Raw genomic sequence first — 15,445 nt, 5'->3', positions numbered from 1 at the left:
GTTCGGCGCTGGCCCGCAGGATACGCCCCCAGGGCCCCCCGCCGCAACAGGGCAACGCCATGGGCGATGCCGAACGCGACAGACGGCGCCGCCGCGGCCTTACCCGACGGCAACGAGTGTTTGGCAAGCTCACGGGGCACGGCTAACCTTGCCTTGCCAGGTGCGCGCGTGATTCGATCTTCCGGCCTTTGGGTCATCTGGGTCCTGTCCCGTGCAACGACCGGTTTGCGGGCAACCAGCGAGGGCAGGGAATTGTTTGGCAGGGGATTTTGGCAACTCGATGGCCGTTTGGCCGCGGTCTTCACGGCGCTCTGCGTTCTGCTCTCGGGGCCGGCGGCCGTAGCGCAGGACAGCCCCTTCGCCCCCGGCTGGGACCTTGATCCCGCGACCTCGTTCATCCGCTTCAGTTCGATCAAGAACGTCGACGGGCAGGACGTGGTCGAAACCCACTCCTTCGCGACCTTCGCCAGTTCGATCGAGGCGGACGGCAAGGCCACGATCAACGTCAAGCTCGAATCCGTCGACACCCGCAACGACCTGCGCAACGTGCGGATGCGGTTCCTGTTCTTCGAGACCTTCAAGTTCCCCGAGGCGGTGGTGACGGCGCAACTGACGCCGGACATGGCCGCGGGGCTGGCCCCTGGCGGGCAGAAACAGGTGCAGTTCCCCTTCACGATGGAGATTCACGGCGCTTCGAACCGGCTGGTCACCGACGCGATCATCACCCCGGACGGCAACGACCGCTTCGTGGCGGCCTCGGCCCATCCGATCCTGTTCAAGGTCGACGACTTCCAGCTTGGCAACAACCTGCGCAAGATCGCGGAGACCGCGGGCGGCTTCACCATCGTGCCCGAGATGAACATCACCTACCAGTTCACCTTCAACCGCCGCGTGGCGGGGGCAGCGGCACAGGTGGCCGAGGCCGGCACCGTCGTCGCGACACCCCCAGCGGCTGCCGAAGGGGCGGCAGAGCCGGCGCCCCAGCCCTCGGCCGCGCTTGAGACGCAGGGCGAGTTTACCTACGAGGAATGCGTGGGCCGGTTCGAGATCCTGTCGGAGACCGGCAACATCTATTTCGCCTCGGGCAGCGCGCGGCTCGATCAGGAAAGCGACTTCTTGCTCGGGACCGTGGTAGACATCGTTCAACGCTGCCCCGGCCTGCGGCTCCTGATCTCGGGGCACACCGACGACGACGGCTCCGACGCCTACAACCAGGCGCTGTCCGAAAAGCGGGCGCAATCGGTCGTCGACTACCTGGCCAGCCGCGGTGTCGACCGGCGCCGGCTCTACTCGGCGGGCTTCGGAGAGGCGCATCCCATGGTTCCGAACGATTCCGCCTTCAACAAGGGCAGGAACCGCCGGATCGAGTTCTCGCTCTACAAGTGACCGGCGCGTGCATCCTTCCCCCTCGCCCCGCGCGACGGGGGACGGCCCCGCATCGGGGGGGCCGGCCGCATGACGGCTGAAGTCGGGCAGTTCGCCCTGATCCTGGCGCTGATGGTCGCGGCGGCGCAGTCGCTGCTGCCGCTTTTCGGCGCCTGGCGGCGCAATCCGGTGCTGATGCGCTTTGCCGATGCCGCCGCGGTCGCGACACTCGGCTTCGTGGCGCTGGCCTTCGCGATGCTGCTGGCGGCCTTCGCCGAGGCCGACCTGTCGGTCCTGGTCGTCGCCAACAACGCCAATGCGACGATGCCGCTCCATTACCGCCTGTCGGCGGCCTGGGGCAACCACGAGGGCTCGCTCCTTCTGTGGGTGCTGATCCTGGCGCTGTTCGGGGCGGCGGTCGCGCTCTTCGGCCGGGCGCTGCCCGCGACGCTGAAGGCCCGCACCCTGGCGGTTCAGGGCATGATCGCGACGGCCTTCCTGGCGCTGAGCCTCTTCACCTCGGGACCGTTCACCCGGCTTCACCCCGCGCCGGAGCAGGGCATGGAGCTTAACCCCCTGCTGCAGGACATCGGGCTGATCCTGCACCCGCCCTTCCTCTACCTCGGCTATGTCGGCTTCTCGGTCGTGTTCTCGTTCGCGGTGGCCGCGCTGATCGAGGGGCGGGTGGACGCGGCCTGGGCGCGGCTGGTGCGGCCCTGGGTGCTGGCGGCCTGGATCTTCCTGACCGTCGGCATCACGCTGGGGAGTTACTGGGCCTACTACGAACTGGGCTGGGGCGGCTGGTGGTTCTGGGACCCGGTCGAGAACGCGAGCTTCATGCCCTGGCTGGTGGGCACCGCGCTCCTGCATTCCGCGCTGGTGGTGGAGCGGCGCCAGACGCTGATCGTGTGGACGATCCTGCTGGCGATCCTGACCTTCTCGCTCAGCCTGATCGGCACCTTCGTGGTGCGCTCGGGCGTCCTCACCAGCGTCCACGCCTTCGCCACCGACCCCGCGCGCGGCATCGGGGTGCTGGCGATCCTCGTCGCCTTCACCGGCGGCGCGCTGACGCTCTTTGCCGCCCGCGCGCAGGGTTTCGACCCCTCAGCCGCCTTCCGCCCGGTCAGCCGCGAGGGCGCGCTGATCCTCAACAACATCCTTCTGGTGGTGGCGACGGCGACGGTATTCCTGGGCACCTTCTACCCGCTTTTCGTCGAACTGATCGGGCCGGAGAAGATCTCGGTCGGGCCGCCCTACTTCAACCGCAGCTTCGGGCCGATCATGGTGCTTCTCTGCCTGGCGCTGCCCGCGGGCCCCTTCCTGCGCTGGAAGCGCGACGACCTGCGCGCGGCGCTGGCGCGGCTCGGCTGGCCGCTGGCGGGTGCGGCGGTGGTGGCCGGCGGGTCGCTCGCCGCCTTCGGCGCGGCGGGCCTTGGTGCGGCGCTGGGGCTGGGGCTGGCCTTCTGGCTGGTCATCGGCAGCTTCTGGATCATCCTTGCCCGCATCCAGCCCTTCCGCCTGCCGGCCGCGCGCACCTGGGCGCTCCTGCGCACCACCCCGCTTGCGACCTGGGGCATGGCCGCCGCCCATGCCGGGCTTGGCCTTCTGGTCGCGGGCATCACCTGCGTCACGCTCTGGGAAGAGGAGGTCATCGTCGCGCTGGCCGAGGGCGAAAGTGCGACCGCGGGCGGCTATGTCTTCACCCTGCGCAGCGTCGCGGTGGCGCTCGAGGCGAATTACGAGGTCGAGCGGGCGGTCTTCGATGTCAGCCGTGGCGGCGCGCCCGTCACCACGCTCGAGGCGCAGCGCCGATTCTACCCGGTCAGCCGGCGCGTCACCACCGAGGCGGCGATCGCGCCCCGGTTCCTCAGCAACCTCTACGTCTCGGTCAGCGGCGCCTCGGACGGGGGCAAGTGGGGGGCACGCATCTACCACCACCCCTTCGTGCTCCTGATCTGGTTCGGGCCGCTCCTGATGGCGCTTGGCGGGGCGCTGTCGCTGGCCGACCGGCGCTTCCGCGTCGGCGCCTTCTCGGCCCGGCCCGTAGCGCAGGGGGAACCGGCATGAGGGCGTGGCTCGGTTGCCTGGCGCTTCTGCTTGTGCTGGCCCTGCCCGCGCTGGCACCCCTGCCCGTCCACGCCGTCCTGCCCGACGAGGTGCTGGCCGACCCCGCGCTTGAGGCGCGGGCGCGCGCGCTCAGCCGCGACCTGCGCTGCGTGGTCTGCCGCAACCAGTCGATCGACGATTCGAACGCGGCCATCGCGCGCGACATGCGGGTGATCCTGCGCGAGCGGCTGGTCGCCGGCGACAGCGACGCCGAGGCGGTGGCCTTTCTGGTCGACCGCTTCGGCACCTATGTCCTGCTGAACCCGCCGGTCCGGCCGCTGACCTGGCTCCTCTGGTCCGGCCCGGTGCTGTTCCTGATGCTGACGGTCTTCGGCTTTGCCCGGCTCTGGCGGCGGCGCGCGCCCGCCCCCGCCCCGGAGATGAGCGAGGCGGACCGGGCGCTCGCCACCGCCCTTCTGGACGAGGGGCGTGAGCGATGACGCTGTGGCTGGCGCTGACGGGCCTGACGGCGCTCGCGGCGCTGACGGTCGCCCTGCCCTTCCTGCGCCGGCGCGCGGACGGGGGTCCGGCTGTCGCGGGGATCGAGGTCTTTCGCGAACAGGCGCGCCAGCTTGACCGCGACGTGGCCGAGGGCACTGTATCGGCCGAGGATGCCGCGGCGACGCGGCGCGAGATCGAACGGCGCGTGGTGGCGGCCGCGCGCAAGGCGGAAGGGGACGCGATGAGGGGACTGGCGAAGGGCACGGAGGTCGCCGTGGCCGCGGTGACGGTGGGGTGGGTCGTGGTCGGCAGCGCGCTCCTCTACGGCGCGACGGGCCGGCCCGAACTGGCCGCGGGCGCGCCGCGCGCCGCACCCCTGCCGCCTCAGCCGCAACTCCTGCTGCCGCCGCCGACCGGCGCGATGACACCCGCGCCCGGCACCGCTGCGGCCAGCCCGCAGGCGCCGGGACTTGCCGATGTCGACACCATGATCGCGCGCCTCGCTGCCCGGCTTGAGGCGGAGCCTGACAACCTCGACGGCTGGAAGATGCTCGGCTGGTCCTATTCCGGCACCGGCCGGTTCGAGGAGGCGGCGGCGGCCTATGCCCGCGCGGCCGAGCTTGCCCCCGGCGACGCCGAGATCCTGTCGCTCAGGGCAGAGGCGCTGGTGCGCGCCGATGGTGACCGGGTGACGGACCGGGCAAACGCCGCGATTGCCGGGGCGCTGGCGGCCGACCCGCGGAACCCGCGCGCGCGCTTCTTCCAGGGGCTGGCCATGGATCAGGCGGGCGACGCAAAAGGCGCGGTGACGCTCTGGCTCGACATCCTGAAGGGCGCGCCGGCCGATGCGGCCTGGACGGGCGAACTGCGCGACCGCATCCGCGACCGCGCGCCGGCGGCCGGGATCGACCTGGCCGGGCAGCCGGGCTTTGCGGAGACGCCGACGGCACCCGGCCCCACCGCCGCCGACATCGCCGCCGCGCAGGAGATGAGTGCCGCAGACCGGCAGGTGATGATCCGCGGCATGGTCGAGGGGCTGGCCGCGCGGCTGGAACAGGCGCCCGACGACCTCGAGGGCTGGCACCGGCTGATCCGCGCGCGCATCGTCCTGGGCGAGGCCGAGGCGGCGCGGGCGGCGCTGGAGAGGGCACGCGCGGTCTTTGCGGGCGACGCCGCGGCGCAGGCCCGGTTGCAGGCGGTGGCCGCCGAAATGGGCCTGAAATGACCGCGGCCCGGCGCGGCGGCAAGGCCCCGCCCCCTTTCCGATGACGCTCGACCTCATCATCTTCGACTGCGACGGCGTACTGGCGGACAGCGAGGTCATCTCCTCCCGCGTGCTGATCGAGGAACTGGCGCGCGAGGGCGTGACCATCGACGCGGCCTATGTGCGCCGGCATTTCCTCGGCCGCAGCTTTCCCACCGTGGCGCGCACCATCCGCGAGGATCTGGGCCATCCCCTGCCCCCGGATTTCGAAGCGCGCTACCGCGAGCGGCTGCTGGAACGGTTCGAGACCGAACTGGCGCCCACGCAGGGTGTGACCGGGATGCTGGACCTGCTTCGGGTGCCGGCCTGCGTCGCCACCTCGTCGAGCCCGCCGCGGGTGGCGCGGACGCTCGACCTGCTGGGGCTGGCGGGGCGTTTTGGCGCGCATGTCTTCACTGCCAGCGAGGTGGCCCGCGGCAAGCCCGCCCCCGACCTGTTCCTGCACGCGGCGGAGCGGATGCGCGCGCGGCCGGCGCACACGCTGGTGGTGGAGGACAGCCTGCCCGGCCTGATCGCGGCGCGGGCGGCGGGGATGCTGCACCTTGCCTATACCGGCGGCGGCCACATGGGGGGCGAGCCCCCGGAAGCGCCCTTCGACGTGCGAAGCTTTGACAACTGGCGCGATTTCCCCCACCTCTTGGAGGAGATTGCCAGGAAAGACCGCGAACCTTGACCGTCGGACGCTTCACCCCGGAAACGACACGCCTTGACGACGCAGCCCGCGCCGGCTGGCTTTACTATGTCGCCGGCAACACCCAGGACGAGATCGCGCGCAAACTGTCACTGTCGCGCCAGACGGTGCAGAGGCTGGTGTCGCTGGCGGTATCCGAAAAGCTGGTGAAGGTGCGCATCGACCACCCGATCGGGCGCTGCATGGACCTTGCGGGCGCGCTGACCGAACGTTTCGCGCTGCAGTCCTGTGATGTCGTCCCCTCGGACCCCGGCGCGCCGGGCCTTCTGACCGGCATCGCCATCGCCGCCGCGGCCGAACTGGAACGCGTGCTGAAATCCGATGCGCCACGGATCATCGCGCTGGGAACCGGGCGCGCGCTGAAGGCGACGGTCGAGCAGGTGCCGCGCATGGCCTGCCCGCAGCACCGCATCGTCTCGCTTCTCGGCAACATGATGAGCGACGGGTCGGCCACCCCCTACAACGCCACCATCGCCATGGCCGAGCGGGTCGGCGCGATGCACTATCCCTATCCGCTGCCGGTCGTTGCCCGCGACCAGGCGGAGCTGCGGACGCTGCACGCGCAGGAAGCGGTGCGCAACACGGTGGCGCTCTGCCAGAAAGCGGACCTGACGCTGGTCGGGATCGGCCAGATGGGACGCACCGCCCCGCTTGTCGTCGACGGATTCATGCCCGAGGCGGAGATGGACGCGCTTGTCGCGCAGGGCGCTGTGGGCGAGATCACCAGCTGGATCTACGACCGCGAGGGCCATGTGCTCGACTGCCCGTTCAACGCCCGCGTCGCCTCGGTGCCGCTACCCAAGGCGGCGGAACGGCGCGTCATCGCGGTGGCGGTGGGCGCGTCCAAGGTGCCCGCCTTCCGCGCCGCGCTGCGCGGGCGGCTGGTCAACGGCATGATCACCAACGAGGCGACAGCCGAGGCGCTGCTCGCCTCCGGCTGAGGGAAAGCCGCCCGAAATCAGCATCTTGACCGGCGCGTCACGCCTAGGCTGCGCCGGACCTGCCACGCTGGTGCGCGGGGCATTGACTCGACTCACTCGATTTGCGAATAATTGCTCACCTGATTGGCATTTGCCCACACAGGGACAGGGAGGAACAGATGAATCTGACGATGCGCGCCCTTCTGGGCGCAACCGCGCTCAGTGCGACGGCGGCACTCGCCCAGGCCGAGACACTGACCATCGCGACCGTGAACAACGGCGACATGATCCGCATGCAGGGCCTGACCGCCGATTTCACCGCGAAGAACCCCGATATCGAGCTGGAATGGGTCACGCTTGAGGAAAACGTCCTGCGCCAGCGCGTGACGACCGACATCGCCACCAAGGGTGGACAGTACGACGTCATGACGATCGGCACCTACGAGGTTCCGATCTGGGGCAAGCAGGGTTGGCTGGTGTCGCTGAACGACCTGCCCGCCGACTATGACATCGACGACCTTCTGCCCGCGATCCGCGGCGGCCTGACGGTGGAGGGCGAGCTTTACGCGGCACCCTTCTACGGCGAAAGCTCCATGGTCATGTACCGCACCGACCTGATGGAGAAGGCGGGGCTGACGATGCCCGAGGCGCCGACCTGGGAGTTCATCCGCGACGCCGCGATCAAGATGACCGACAAGGCGAACGAGGTCTACGGCATCTGCCTTCGCGGCAAGGCCGGCTGGGGCGAGAACATGGCCTTCCTGACCGCGACCGCCAACAGCTTCGGCGCGAAGTGGTTCGACATGGACTGGAAACCCCAGTTCGACCAGAAGCCCTGGGCCGACACGCTCAACTTCTACCTCGACCTGATGAACGAGGCCGGACCTCCGGGCGCATCCAACAACGGCTTCAACGAGAACCTGGCGCTCTTCCAGCAGGGCAAGTGCGGGATGTGGATCGACGCGACGGTCGCCGCGTCCTTCGTGACCAACCCGAAGGACTCGACCGTGGCCGACAAGGTGGGCTTCGCGCTTGCGCCCGACAACGGGCTCGGCAAGCGCGGCAACTGGCTCTGGGCCTGGTCGCTGGCGATCCCGGCAGGCTCGCAGAAGGTTGACGCGGCCAAGAAGTTCGTGGCCTGGGCGACCTCGAAGGACTACCTCGCGCTGGTGGCGGCGAACGAAGGCTGGGCCAACGTCCCGCCGGGCACCCGCACCTCGCTTTACGAGAACCCGGAATACCAGACGGTGCCCTTCGCCAAGATGACGCTCGACAGTATCAACTCGGCCGACCCGACCAGCCCGACGGTCGATCCGGTGCCTTATGTCGGCGTGCAGTTCGTCGCGATCCCGGAATTCCAGGGCATCGCCACGGCGGTGGGCCAGCAGTTCTCGGCGGCCCTTGCCGGCCAGACCTCGGCGGCCGATGCGCTGGCCAACGCGCAGGCGCTGACCGAGCGCGAGATGGCCAAGGCCGGCTACATCAAGTAGGTCCTCCCGGACCCCGGGCCGTCCCTTTCCCTTGGGGGGCGGCCCCCTTCCCCTCCGGCGCGACCGCGCCCTATCCAACCGTCAGGAATTGGCACAGGCTTCGCGCGCCGGCCCTTCGGGGCGACGGCCCGCCCGATGTCACCCGCCGACTTCAGCCGAGGATCACCGATGGCCACGAAAGCTTCCCGCTCCGCCGCCCGCCTGATGATCTCGCCCGCCGTGATCCTGCTTCTGGGCTGGATGATCGTTCCGCTCGCGATGACGCTCTACTTCTCGTTCCTGCGCTACAACCTCCTGATGCCGGGGATGGAGGAGTGGACGGGGCTGACCAACTACCGCTTCTTCCTGACCGATCCCGCCTTCTTCGACGCAATCTGGAACACGCTGCTTCTGGTCGGCGGCGTCCTCCTCATCACCGTGACCGGGGGCATCCTTCTGGCCCTGCTGCTCGATCAGCCGATCTGGGGCCAGGGGGTCGTGCGCATCCTGGTCATCGCACCCTTCTTCGTCATGCCCACCGTCTCGGCGCTGGTGTGGAAGAACATGTTCATGAACCCGGTCAACGGCATCTTCGCCCATATCGCCAAGGCGCTGGGGCTTCAGCCCTACGACTTCCTGTCGCAGGCGCCGCTCGCCTCGATCATCTGGATCGTGAGCTGGCAGTGGCTGCCCTTCGCGACGCTCATCCTGCTGACCGCGCTCCAGTCGCTCGACAGCGAGCAGCTTGAGGCCGCCGAGATGGACGGCGCGCCGCCCCTGAAGCGCTTCTGGTTCATCGTCCTGCCGCATCTGGCGCGCGCGATCACCGTGGTGATCCTGATCCAGACGATCTTCCTTCTGTCGGTCTTCGCCGAGATCCTCGTCACCACCAACGGCGGGCCGGGCACGGCCTCCACCAACCTCACCTACCTGATCTACGTCCAGTCGCTGCTGCAGTTCGACGTGGGCGGCGGATCGGCGGGGGGTGTCGTCGCCATCGTGCTGGCAAACATCGTCGCGATCTTCCTGATGCGGATGATCGGCAAGAACCTGGACGCGTGAGGGAGAAGCCCATGGCCCGTGCCGTCACCCCCCGCCGCAAGGCCCTGACCACCGCCGCCGCCTGGACCGTCGGCGTCCTGATCTTCTTCCCGATCCTGTGGATCGTCATCCTCAGCTTCAAGTCCGAGGGCGACGCGATCCGCACGCCGATCGAGGTGCTGACCTCGGCCTGGACGGCGGAAAGCTACGCCACGGTGCAGGAGCGGTCGGACTACTTCAAGCACTTCCTGAACTCGGTCACGATCTCGGTCGGATCGACGCTTCTCGGCCTTGTCATCGCGATCCCCGCCGCCTGGTCGATGGCCTTCGTGCCGGGCCGGCGGACGAAGGACGTGCTGATGTGGATGCTCTCGACAAAGATGCTGCCGCCGGTCGGGGTGCTGGTGCCCTTCTACCTGATGTTCCGCGACTTCGGGCTTCTCGACACGCGGTCGGGCCTCGTCTTCGTGCTGATGATGATCAACCTGCCGATCATCATCTGGATGCTCTACACCTACTTCAAGGAAATCCCGGCCGAGATCCTCGAGGCCGCGCGGATGGACGGCGCGGGCCTTCGCGAGGAGATCCTTTACGTCCTCACGCCGATGGCGGTGCCGGGGATCGCCTCGACCGTGCTTCTCAACATCATCCTAGCCTGGAACGAGGCGTTCTGGACGCTGAACCTGACCGCCGCGAAGGCGGCACCACTGACCGCCTTCATCGCCAGCTATTCAAGCCCCGAGGGCCTTTTCTACGCCAAGCTTTCCGCCGCCTCGACGATGGCCATCGCGCCCATCCTGATCATGGGATGGTTCAGCCAGAAGCAGCTTGTGCGCGGCCTGACCTTCGGCGCCGTCAAATAGGGAACACGACATGGGACGCATCACGCTTGACAAGGTGACGAAGCGCTTCGGCGAGGTGGAGGTGATCCCGCCCCTCGACCTGACGATCGAGGACGGGGAGTTCGTGGTCTTCGTCGGCCCTTCGGGCTGCGGGAAATCCACGCTGCTGCGCCTGATCGCGGGGCTTGAGGACGTGTCGGGCGGCCAGATCCGCATCGACGGCACCGATGCCACCGCAGTGCCGCCGGCGAAGCGCGGGCTCGCCATGGTGTTCCAGTCCTACGCGCTTTACCCGCACATGAGCGTGCGCAAGAACATCGCCTTCCCCCTGCGCATGGCGGGGCTTTCGCAGGCCGAACAGGACCGCAAGGTCGAGGCCGCGGCCGAGGTGCTGAACCTGACCCCCTACCTCGACCGGCGCCCCGGCCAGTTGTCGGGCGGCCAGCGCCAGCGCGTCGCCATCGGGCGTGCCATCGTGCGCGAACCGGCCGCGTTCCTCTTCGACGAACCGCTCTCGAACCTCGATGCGGCGCTGCGGGTGGGGATGCGGCTCGAAATCTCCGAACTGCACAACCGGCTGAAGACGACGATGGTCTATGTCACCCACGACCAGGTCGAGGCGATGACCATGGCCGACAAGATCGTGGTCCTGCAGGCCGGGCGGGTGGAACAGGTGGGCAGCCCGCTCGAGCTTTACCGGGCGCCGCGCAACCGCTTCGTCGCGGGCTTCATCGGCAGCCCGCGGATGAACTTCATCGAAGGCGCCGAGGCCGCGGCCCATGGCGCGCACGCCATCGGCATCCGGCCCGAGCACATCGCCGTCTCCACCACCGAGGGCGCGTGGCGCGGGCGCGTCGGCGTCTCGGAACATCTGGGCTCCGACACGTTCTTCCACGTCACCGGCACCGGTCTTGCCGACGCGATCACCGTGCGCGCGGGCGGTGAGGTCGACCTGCACCACGGCGACGCGGTGTTCCTGACGCCCGAGGCCGACAAGATCCACCGCTTCGACAGGGAAGGCGCGCGCATCGCATGAGACGGCTAGACGGGAAGACGGCGCTGATCACGGGGGCGGCGCGCGGCATCGGCCTTGCCTTTGCCCAGGCCTATGCGGCCGAAGGCGCGCGGGTGGCCATCGCCGACATCAACCACGACGCCGCAGCGGCGGCCGCGGCGGGGATCGGCCCCGCCGCCATGGCGGTGCGGATGGACGTGACCGACCAGGCCAGCATCGAAGCCGCCGTCGCCGCGGTCGAGGCGGCCTTCGGCGGCATCGACATCCTGATCAACAACGCGGCCCTCTTCTCCGCCGCCCCGATTGTCGAGATCACCCGCACCGACTACGACCGCATCTTCGCGGTCAACGTCGCGGGCACGCTCTTCACCCTGCAGGCGGTGGCGAAGGGCATGATCGCACGGGGACGCGGCGGAAAGATCATCAACATGGCCAGCCAGGCCGGCCGGCGCGGCGAAAGCCTTGTCGCGGTTTACTGCGCCTCCAAGGCCGCGGTCATCAGCCTGACCCAGTCGGCCGGGCTGAACCTGATCGCGCACGGGATCAACGTGAACGCCATCGCGCCCGGCGTGGTGGACGGGGAGCATTGGGACGGCGTCGACGCCTTCTTCGCGCAATACGAGGGCAAGGCGCCGGGCCAGAAGAAGCGCGAGGTCGGCGCGGCGGTGCCCTTCGGACGCATGGGCGTGGCCGAGGATCTGACCGGCATGGCGATCTTCCTCGCCACGGACGAGGCCCGCTACATCGTCGCGCAGACCTACAACGTCGACGGCGGGAACTGGATGAGCTGATGACACTGCACCTGAACGCTGCCGCCCTTGCCCATCTGCCCGCGGGCGTCGCGGCACCCGGCTACGACCGGTCTTCCCTGCGCCCCGGCATCCTGCATGTGGGGGTCGGCAACTTCCACCGCGCGCACATGGCCCATTACCTCGACCGGCTGTTCGCACTGGGCCACGATCACGACTGGGCGATCCGCGGCGCGGGCGTCCGGGCCGGGGACGCGGCGATGCGCGAGCGGCTGGCTGCTCAGGACTGGCTGACCACGGTGGTCGAGCTTGACCCCGCGGGGCTGAACGCGCGCGTCATCGGCTCGATGACCGATTTCGTGCCGGTCGACCCGCCCGCGACCGTCGCCGCGATGGCCGACCCGGCGATCCGCATCGTCTCGCTGACCATCACCGAGGGGGGATATTACGTCGACGCGCTGACCGGCGGCTTCGACGCCGCCCATCCCGACATGGCGCGCGATGCGGCCACGCCCGATGCGCCGCAGAGCGTCTTCGGCATGATCGTGCTGGCGCTCCGCCGCCGCAGGGACGCGGGGACCCGGCCCTTCACCGTCATGTCCTGCGACAACCTGCCCGAAAACGGCCATGTCGCGGCCCGCACCGTCATCGGGCTTGCCCGCCTGTCGGACCCGGGCCTGGCCGACTGGATCGCGGCGAACGTCGCCTTCCCGAACTCCATGGTCGACTGCATCACGCCCGCGACCTCGGACCGCGAACGTGCGATGGTGGCAGACACATTCGGCCTTGTCGATGCCGCCCCAGTGGTGTGCGAGCCGTTCCGTCAATGGGTGCTGGAGGACCATTTCCCGCAAGGCCGCCCCGCGCTGGAGGCGGTCGGCGCCGAATTCGTCACCGATGTCGCGCCCTATGAGCTGATGAAGCTGCGCATCCTGAACGGCGGGCACGCGGCCATCGCCTACCCTTCCGCGCTGATCGGCCACCATTTCGTCCACGACGCCATGGCCGACCCGCTGATCCGCGCCTGGCTCGATGCTCTGGAGCGGCGCGAGATCATCCCGACCCTCGCCCCCATCGCCGGGGTCGACTACCAGGCTTATCGGGACAAGATCATCGAGCGCTTCTCGAACCCGCGTGTCGGCGACACGATCCCGCGGCTCTGCCTCGACGGATCGAACCGGCAGCCGAAGTTCATCCTGCCGACGCTGCGCGATGCGCTCTCCGCCGGGCGGCCGATCGCGGGCCTCGCGCTCGAGGTGGCGCTCTGGTGCCGCTATTGCGCGGGGACCGACGAGGCCGGCCACGCGATCCCGCCCAACGACGACGACCACGCCGGGCTGAAGGCGCGGGCGCTGGCGGCGCGGGGAGACGCGCAGGCCTTCCTTGGCCATGCGCGCATCTTCGGCGACCTTGGGCAGGACGAGCGCTTTGCCGCGGCCTTCGAGGCGGCGCTGGGACGGCTCTGGTCCGAGGGGGTCCGCCCGGTGCTCTCGGCCTACATCGCCGCGGCCTGATCCAGATCAAGGCGCCCCCCCTCCCGCGGCCGTAGGCCCAAGCGAGGAGGCGCCCATGGACCTGACCGCCATTCTCGACATCTTCGAGGAACCGCTGCTGGCGGCACTGCTCGGCCTCGCGACCGGCGCGGTCTTCGGCTTTGCCGCCGAACGCTCGGCCTTCTGCCTGCGCGCGGCGGCGGTCGAGTTCGCGCGCGGACAGCTTGGCGAACGCATGGCGGTCTGGCTCCTGACCTTCTCCACCGCCGTGATCTGGGTGCAGGGCGCACGCCACCTTGGCCTGTTCCGCCCCGAGGACGCGCGGATGATGGCGATTGCCGGGTCGTGGTCCGGGGCGATCATCGGCGGGCTGATGTTCGGCGCGGGTATGGTTCTGGCGCGCGGCTGTTCGGGCCGGCTTCTGGTGCTGGCGGCGACCGGGAACCTGCGTTCGGTGGTGGCGGGGCTGATCTTCGCGGTCGCCGCGCAGATGGCCCGCCATGGCTGGCTGGCCCCCCTGCGCCAATGGCTTGCGGCACTCTGGGTCACGCCGGGGGGGCGCAACGTCGATCTGGTCAGCGCGCTTGGCCTGCCCGACGTCTCGGGACTTGCCCTCGGGCTTGCCATCGCCGCGCTGTCGCTGTGGCTTGCGTTCCGCAACGGCCTTGGCTGGTCGCGGCTGGTCTTCGCCTCGGGCGTGGGCTTCGCTGTGGCGCTTGGCTGGGTGCTGACCCATTCGCTGGCGCAGGTCGCCTTCGATCCGGTCAGCGTCACCTCCGCCTCGTTCTCCGGTCCGTCGGCCGACACGTTGATGTTCTTCCTGACCGAGAGCCCCGCGCTCGACTTCGACATCGGGCTGGTGCCGGGCGTCTTCGCGGGCGCGCTGGTGTCGGCGGCGCTGAAGGGCGGGCTGCACTTCCAGGGATTCGACGGCGAAAGCCAGATGCGCCGCGCGATGACCGGGGCGGTCCTGATGGGCTTCGGCGCCATGCTGGCGGGCGGCTGCGCCATCGGCGCGGGCGTCACCGGCGGGTCGATCTTTGCCGCGACCGCGTGGCTCGCGCTTTTCTGCATGTGGATCGGCGCGATGCTGACCGACCTTGTCGTCGATCAGCGCGCCCGGCTGGTCGCGGCCTAGACTTCGGCGGCAAAGCGGTAGCCCGCTTCGGCCCGTTCCACCCGGCCGATCCCGCCCTCGGGCAGATGGAAGCCGGCGATCACCCGCCCCTCGGCAACGATCCGGTCCAACAGCGCCACCCGCGTCGCGGCGGCCATGTCCCTGTCCTGGTCGGACCCCGATGCCCAGTCCGGGCGTTCGAACGCGACGTGGTGGTTGCCGATCGCATCGCCAAGGATGCTGACCGGCACCGGCCCGCCGTCAAGGTCGAAGGACAGGTGACCCGGCGTGTGCCCCGCCGTCAGGCGCGCCGTCAGGCCGGGAAGCACCTCCTCCCCGTCGGCCAGACGGCGGACGTGGTCGGCGATCACCGCAAGTCGCCGGGCCGCGCCGACGGCAAAGGCGGTGCGCGCCTCGCCGATGGTGTTCACGGTGTCCGGGTCGGTCCAGTAATCGAACTCCGCCGCGCCGATGGCGTGTTCGGCATTCGGGAACACTGGCTCGTCGAATTCGTCCAGAAGCCCCCAGAGGTGATCGGGATGGCCATGGGTGAAGACGACATGGGTCACCTCCTCGACCGTCAGCCCCATCGCCTCCATCGCCTCCGCGAGCTTGCCGGCGGTGGGCTGGAAGTCCGGGCCGGAGCCGGCGTCGAAAAGGACGGTGTTGGTGCCGTCGCGCCAGAGCGTGACGTTGCAGGGCGGCGTCAGCCGGTCGATCGGCAGGCCGTATTTCCCGACGATCGCCTCCATCTCCGCCTGCGGCATGCCGCCGAGGATGAAGTCGCCGGGCAGGACCAGGTTGCCGTCCGAGAGCGTGTCGAGCCGCGCCCCGCCAAGGTCGAGCGTGCTCGCCGCCCAGAGGCGGGTCACGGGGCTGGCCATGAGGGCGGAGGAAGCGGCAAGGAAATGGCGGCGGGTCAGCATGGGCGG

The 15,445-nt window shown here is 69.6% G+C and carries 14 protein-coding genes; 13 read left to right on the top strand and 1 reads right to left on the bottom strand.

Annotated features, from left to right (window positions below; translation table 11 throughout):
* Positions 1-288 precede the first annotated feature (288 nt).
* From N5I32_RS02830 to N5I32_RS02770, 13 genes are all read left to right on the top strand, one after another.
* Positions 289-1,386, top strand: a complete 1,098-nt coding sequence (locus tag N5I32_RS02830; RefSeq protein WP_261493874.1) for an OmpA family protein — start codon at positions 289-291, stop codon at positions 1,384-1,386.
* Between the two features lie 69 nt (positions 1,387-1,455).
* Positions 1,456-3,432 (top strand): heme lyase CcmF/NrfE family subunit, encoded by a 1,977-nt coding sequence (locus tag N5I32_RS02825; protein WP_261493873.1) that lies wholly within the window; start codon positions 1,456-1,458, stop codon positions 3,430-3,432.
* Positions 3,429-3,911, top strand: a complete 483-nt coding sequence (locus N5I32_RS02820; RefSeq protein WP_261493872.1) for a cytochrome c-type biogenesis protein — start codon at positions 3,429-3,431, stop codon at positions 3,909-3,911. The genes N5I32_RS02825 and N5I32_RS02820 overlap by 4 nt, the downstream gene beginning before the upstream one ends.
* Positions 3,908-5,137 (top strand): c-type cytochrome biogenesis protein CcmI, encoded by a 1,230-nt coding sequence (gene ccmI / locus N5I32_RS02815; RefSeq protein ID WP_261493871.1) that lies wholly within the window; start codon positions 3,908-3,910, stop codon positions 5,135-5,137. Before N5I32_RS02820 ends, ccmI begins: the two co-directional genes overlap by 4 nt.
* A gap of 40 nt (positions 5,138-5,177) precedes the next feature.
* Complete coding sequence (locus N5I32_RS02810) at positions 5,178-5,849, top strand: HAD family hydrolase (protein ID WP_261493870.1); 672 nt, start codon at positions 5,178-5,180, stop codon at positions 5,847-5,849.
* The gene (locus tag N5I32_RS02805; RefSeq protein WP_261493869.1) at positions 5,846-6,808 is read left to right on the top strand and encodes a sugar-binding transcriptional regulator; all 963 of its coding nucleotides are present in this window, start codon (positions 5,846-5,848) and stop codon (positions 6,806-6,808) included. The genes N5I32_RS02810 and N5I32_RS02805 overlap by 4 nt, the downstream gene beginning before the upstream one ends.
* 158 nt (positions 6,809-6,966) lie before the next feature.
* Positions 6,967-8,277 (top strand): ABC transporter substrate-binding protein, encoded by a 1,311-nt coding sequence (locus N5I32_RS02800; protein ID WP_261493868.1) that lies wholly within the window; start codon positions 6,967-6,969, stop codon positions 8,275-8,277.
* A gap of 168 nt (positions 8,278-8,445) precedes the next feature.
* Complete coding sequence (locus tag N5I32_RS02795; RefSeq protein WP_261493867.1) at positions 8,446-9,318, top strand: carbohydrate ABC transporter permease; 873 nt, start codon at positions 8,446-8,448, stop codon at positions 9,316-9,318.
* An 11-nt stretch (positions 9,319-9,329) separates the two neighbouring features.
* Entirely contained in the window at positions 9,330-10,160 is an 831-nt protein-coding gene (locus N5I32_RS02790) for a carbohydrate ABC transporter permease (RefSeq protein WP_261493866.1), read from the top strand.
* 10 nt (positions 10,161-10,170) lie between these two features.
* On the top strand, positions 10,171-11,175 hold the full coding sequence (locus tag N5I32_RS02785; RefSeq protein WP_261493865.1) for an ABC transporter ATP-binding protein: 1,005 nt from the start codon (positions 10,171-10,173) through the stop codon (positions 11,173-11,175).
* A complete protein-coding gene (locus tag N5I32_RS02780; RefSeq protein WP_261493864.1) occupies positions 11,172-11,945 on the top strand; it encodes an L-iditol 2-dehydrogenase in 774 nt (257 codons plus the stop codon). The genes N5I32_RS02785 and N5I32_RS02780 overlap by 4 nt, the downstream gene beginning before the upstream one ends.
* Positions 11,945-13,417 carry a mannitol dehydrogenase family protein gene (locus tag N5I32_RS02775; RefSeq protein WP_261493863.1) on the top strand — a complete coding sequence of 491 codons (1,473 nt, stop codon included), beginning with the start codon at positions 11,945-11,947 and terminating at the stop codon, positions 13,415-13,417. Before N5I32_RS02780 ends, N5I32_RS02775 begins: the two co-directional genes overlap by 1 nt.
* A gap of 55 nt (positions 13,418-13,472) precedes the next feature.
* Entirely contained in the window at positions 13,473-14,534 is a 1,062-nt protein-coding gene (locus N5I32_RS02770) for a YeeE/YedE family protein (protein ID WP_261493862.1), read from the top strand.
* On the opposite strand, the gene N5I32_RS02765 is transcribed toward N5I32_RS02770, so the two are convergent.
* The gene (locus tag N5I32_RS02765) at positions 14,531-15,439 is read right to left on the bottom strand and encodes an MBL fold metallo-hydrolase (RefSeq protein ID WP_261493861.1); all 909 of its coding nucleotides are present in this window, start codon (positions 15,437-15,439) and stop codon (positions 14,531-14,533) included. The genes N5I32_RS02770 and N5I32_RS02765 overlap by 4 nt on opposite strands.
* Between the last annotated feature and the right edge of the window lie 6 nt (positions 15,440-15,445).

It is taken from the genome of Albidovulum sediminis, from assembly GCF_025380365.1.
GTDB lineage: Bacteria > Pseudomonadota > Alphaproteobacteria > Rhodobacterales > Rhodobacteraceae > Albidovulum > Albidovulum sediminis.
Note: the sequence above shows the minus strand (reverse complement) of the source record. Positions and strands in the feature narration are given on the sequence as shown.

Coding starts and splice junctions, on each gene's coding strand:
- N5I32_RS02825 (WP_261493873.1), top strand. CDS start 1,456: ATGACGGCTGAAGTCGGGCAGTTCGCCCTGATCCTGGCGCTGATGGTC.
- N5I32_RS02820 (WP_261493872.1), top strand. CDS start 3,429: ATGAGGGCGTGGCTCGGTTGCCTGGCGCTTCTGCTTGTGCTGGCCCTG.
- ccmI (WP_261493871.1), top strand. CDS start 3,908: ATGACGCTGTGGCTGGCGCTGACGGGCCTGACGGCGCTCGCGGCGCTG.
- N5I32_RS02810 (WP_261493870.1), top strand. CDS start 5,178: ATGACGCTCGACCTCATCATCTTCGACTGCGACGGCGTACTGGCGGAC.
- N5I32_RS02800 (WP_261493868.1), top strand. CDS start 6,967: ATGAATCTGACGATGCGCGCCCTTCTGGGCGCAACCGCGCTCAGTGCG.
- N5I32_RS02795 (WP_261493867.1), top strand. CDS start 8,446: ATGGCCACGAAAGCTTCCCGCTCCGCCGCCCGCCTGATGATCTCGCCC.
- N5I32_RS02790 (WP_261493866.1), top strand. CDS start 9,330: ATGGCCCGTGCCGTCACCCCCCGCCGCAAGGCCCTGACCACCGCCGCC.
- N5I32_RS02785 (WP_261493865.1), top strand. CDS start 10,171: ATGGGACGCATCACGCTTGACAAGGTGACGAAGCGCTTCGGCGAGGTG.
- N5I32_RS02780 (WP_261493864.1), top strand. CDS start 11,172: ATGAGACGGCTAGACGGGAAGACGGCGCTGATCACGGGGGCGGCGCGC.
- N5I32_RS02775 (WP_261493863.1), top strand. CDS start 11,945: ATGACACTGCACCTGAACGCTGCCGCCCTTGCCCATCTGCCCGCGGGC.
- N5I32_RS02770 (WP_261493862.1), top strand. CDS start 13,473: ATGGACCTGACCGCCATTCTCGACATCTTCGAGGAACCGCTGCTGGCG.
- N5I32_RS02765 (WP_261493861.1), bottom strand. CDS start 15,439: ATGCTGACCCGCCGCCATTTCCTTGCCGCTTCCTCCGCCCTCATGGCC.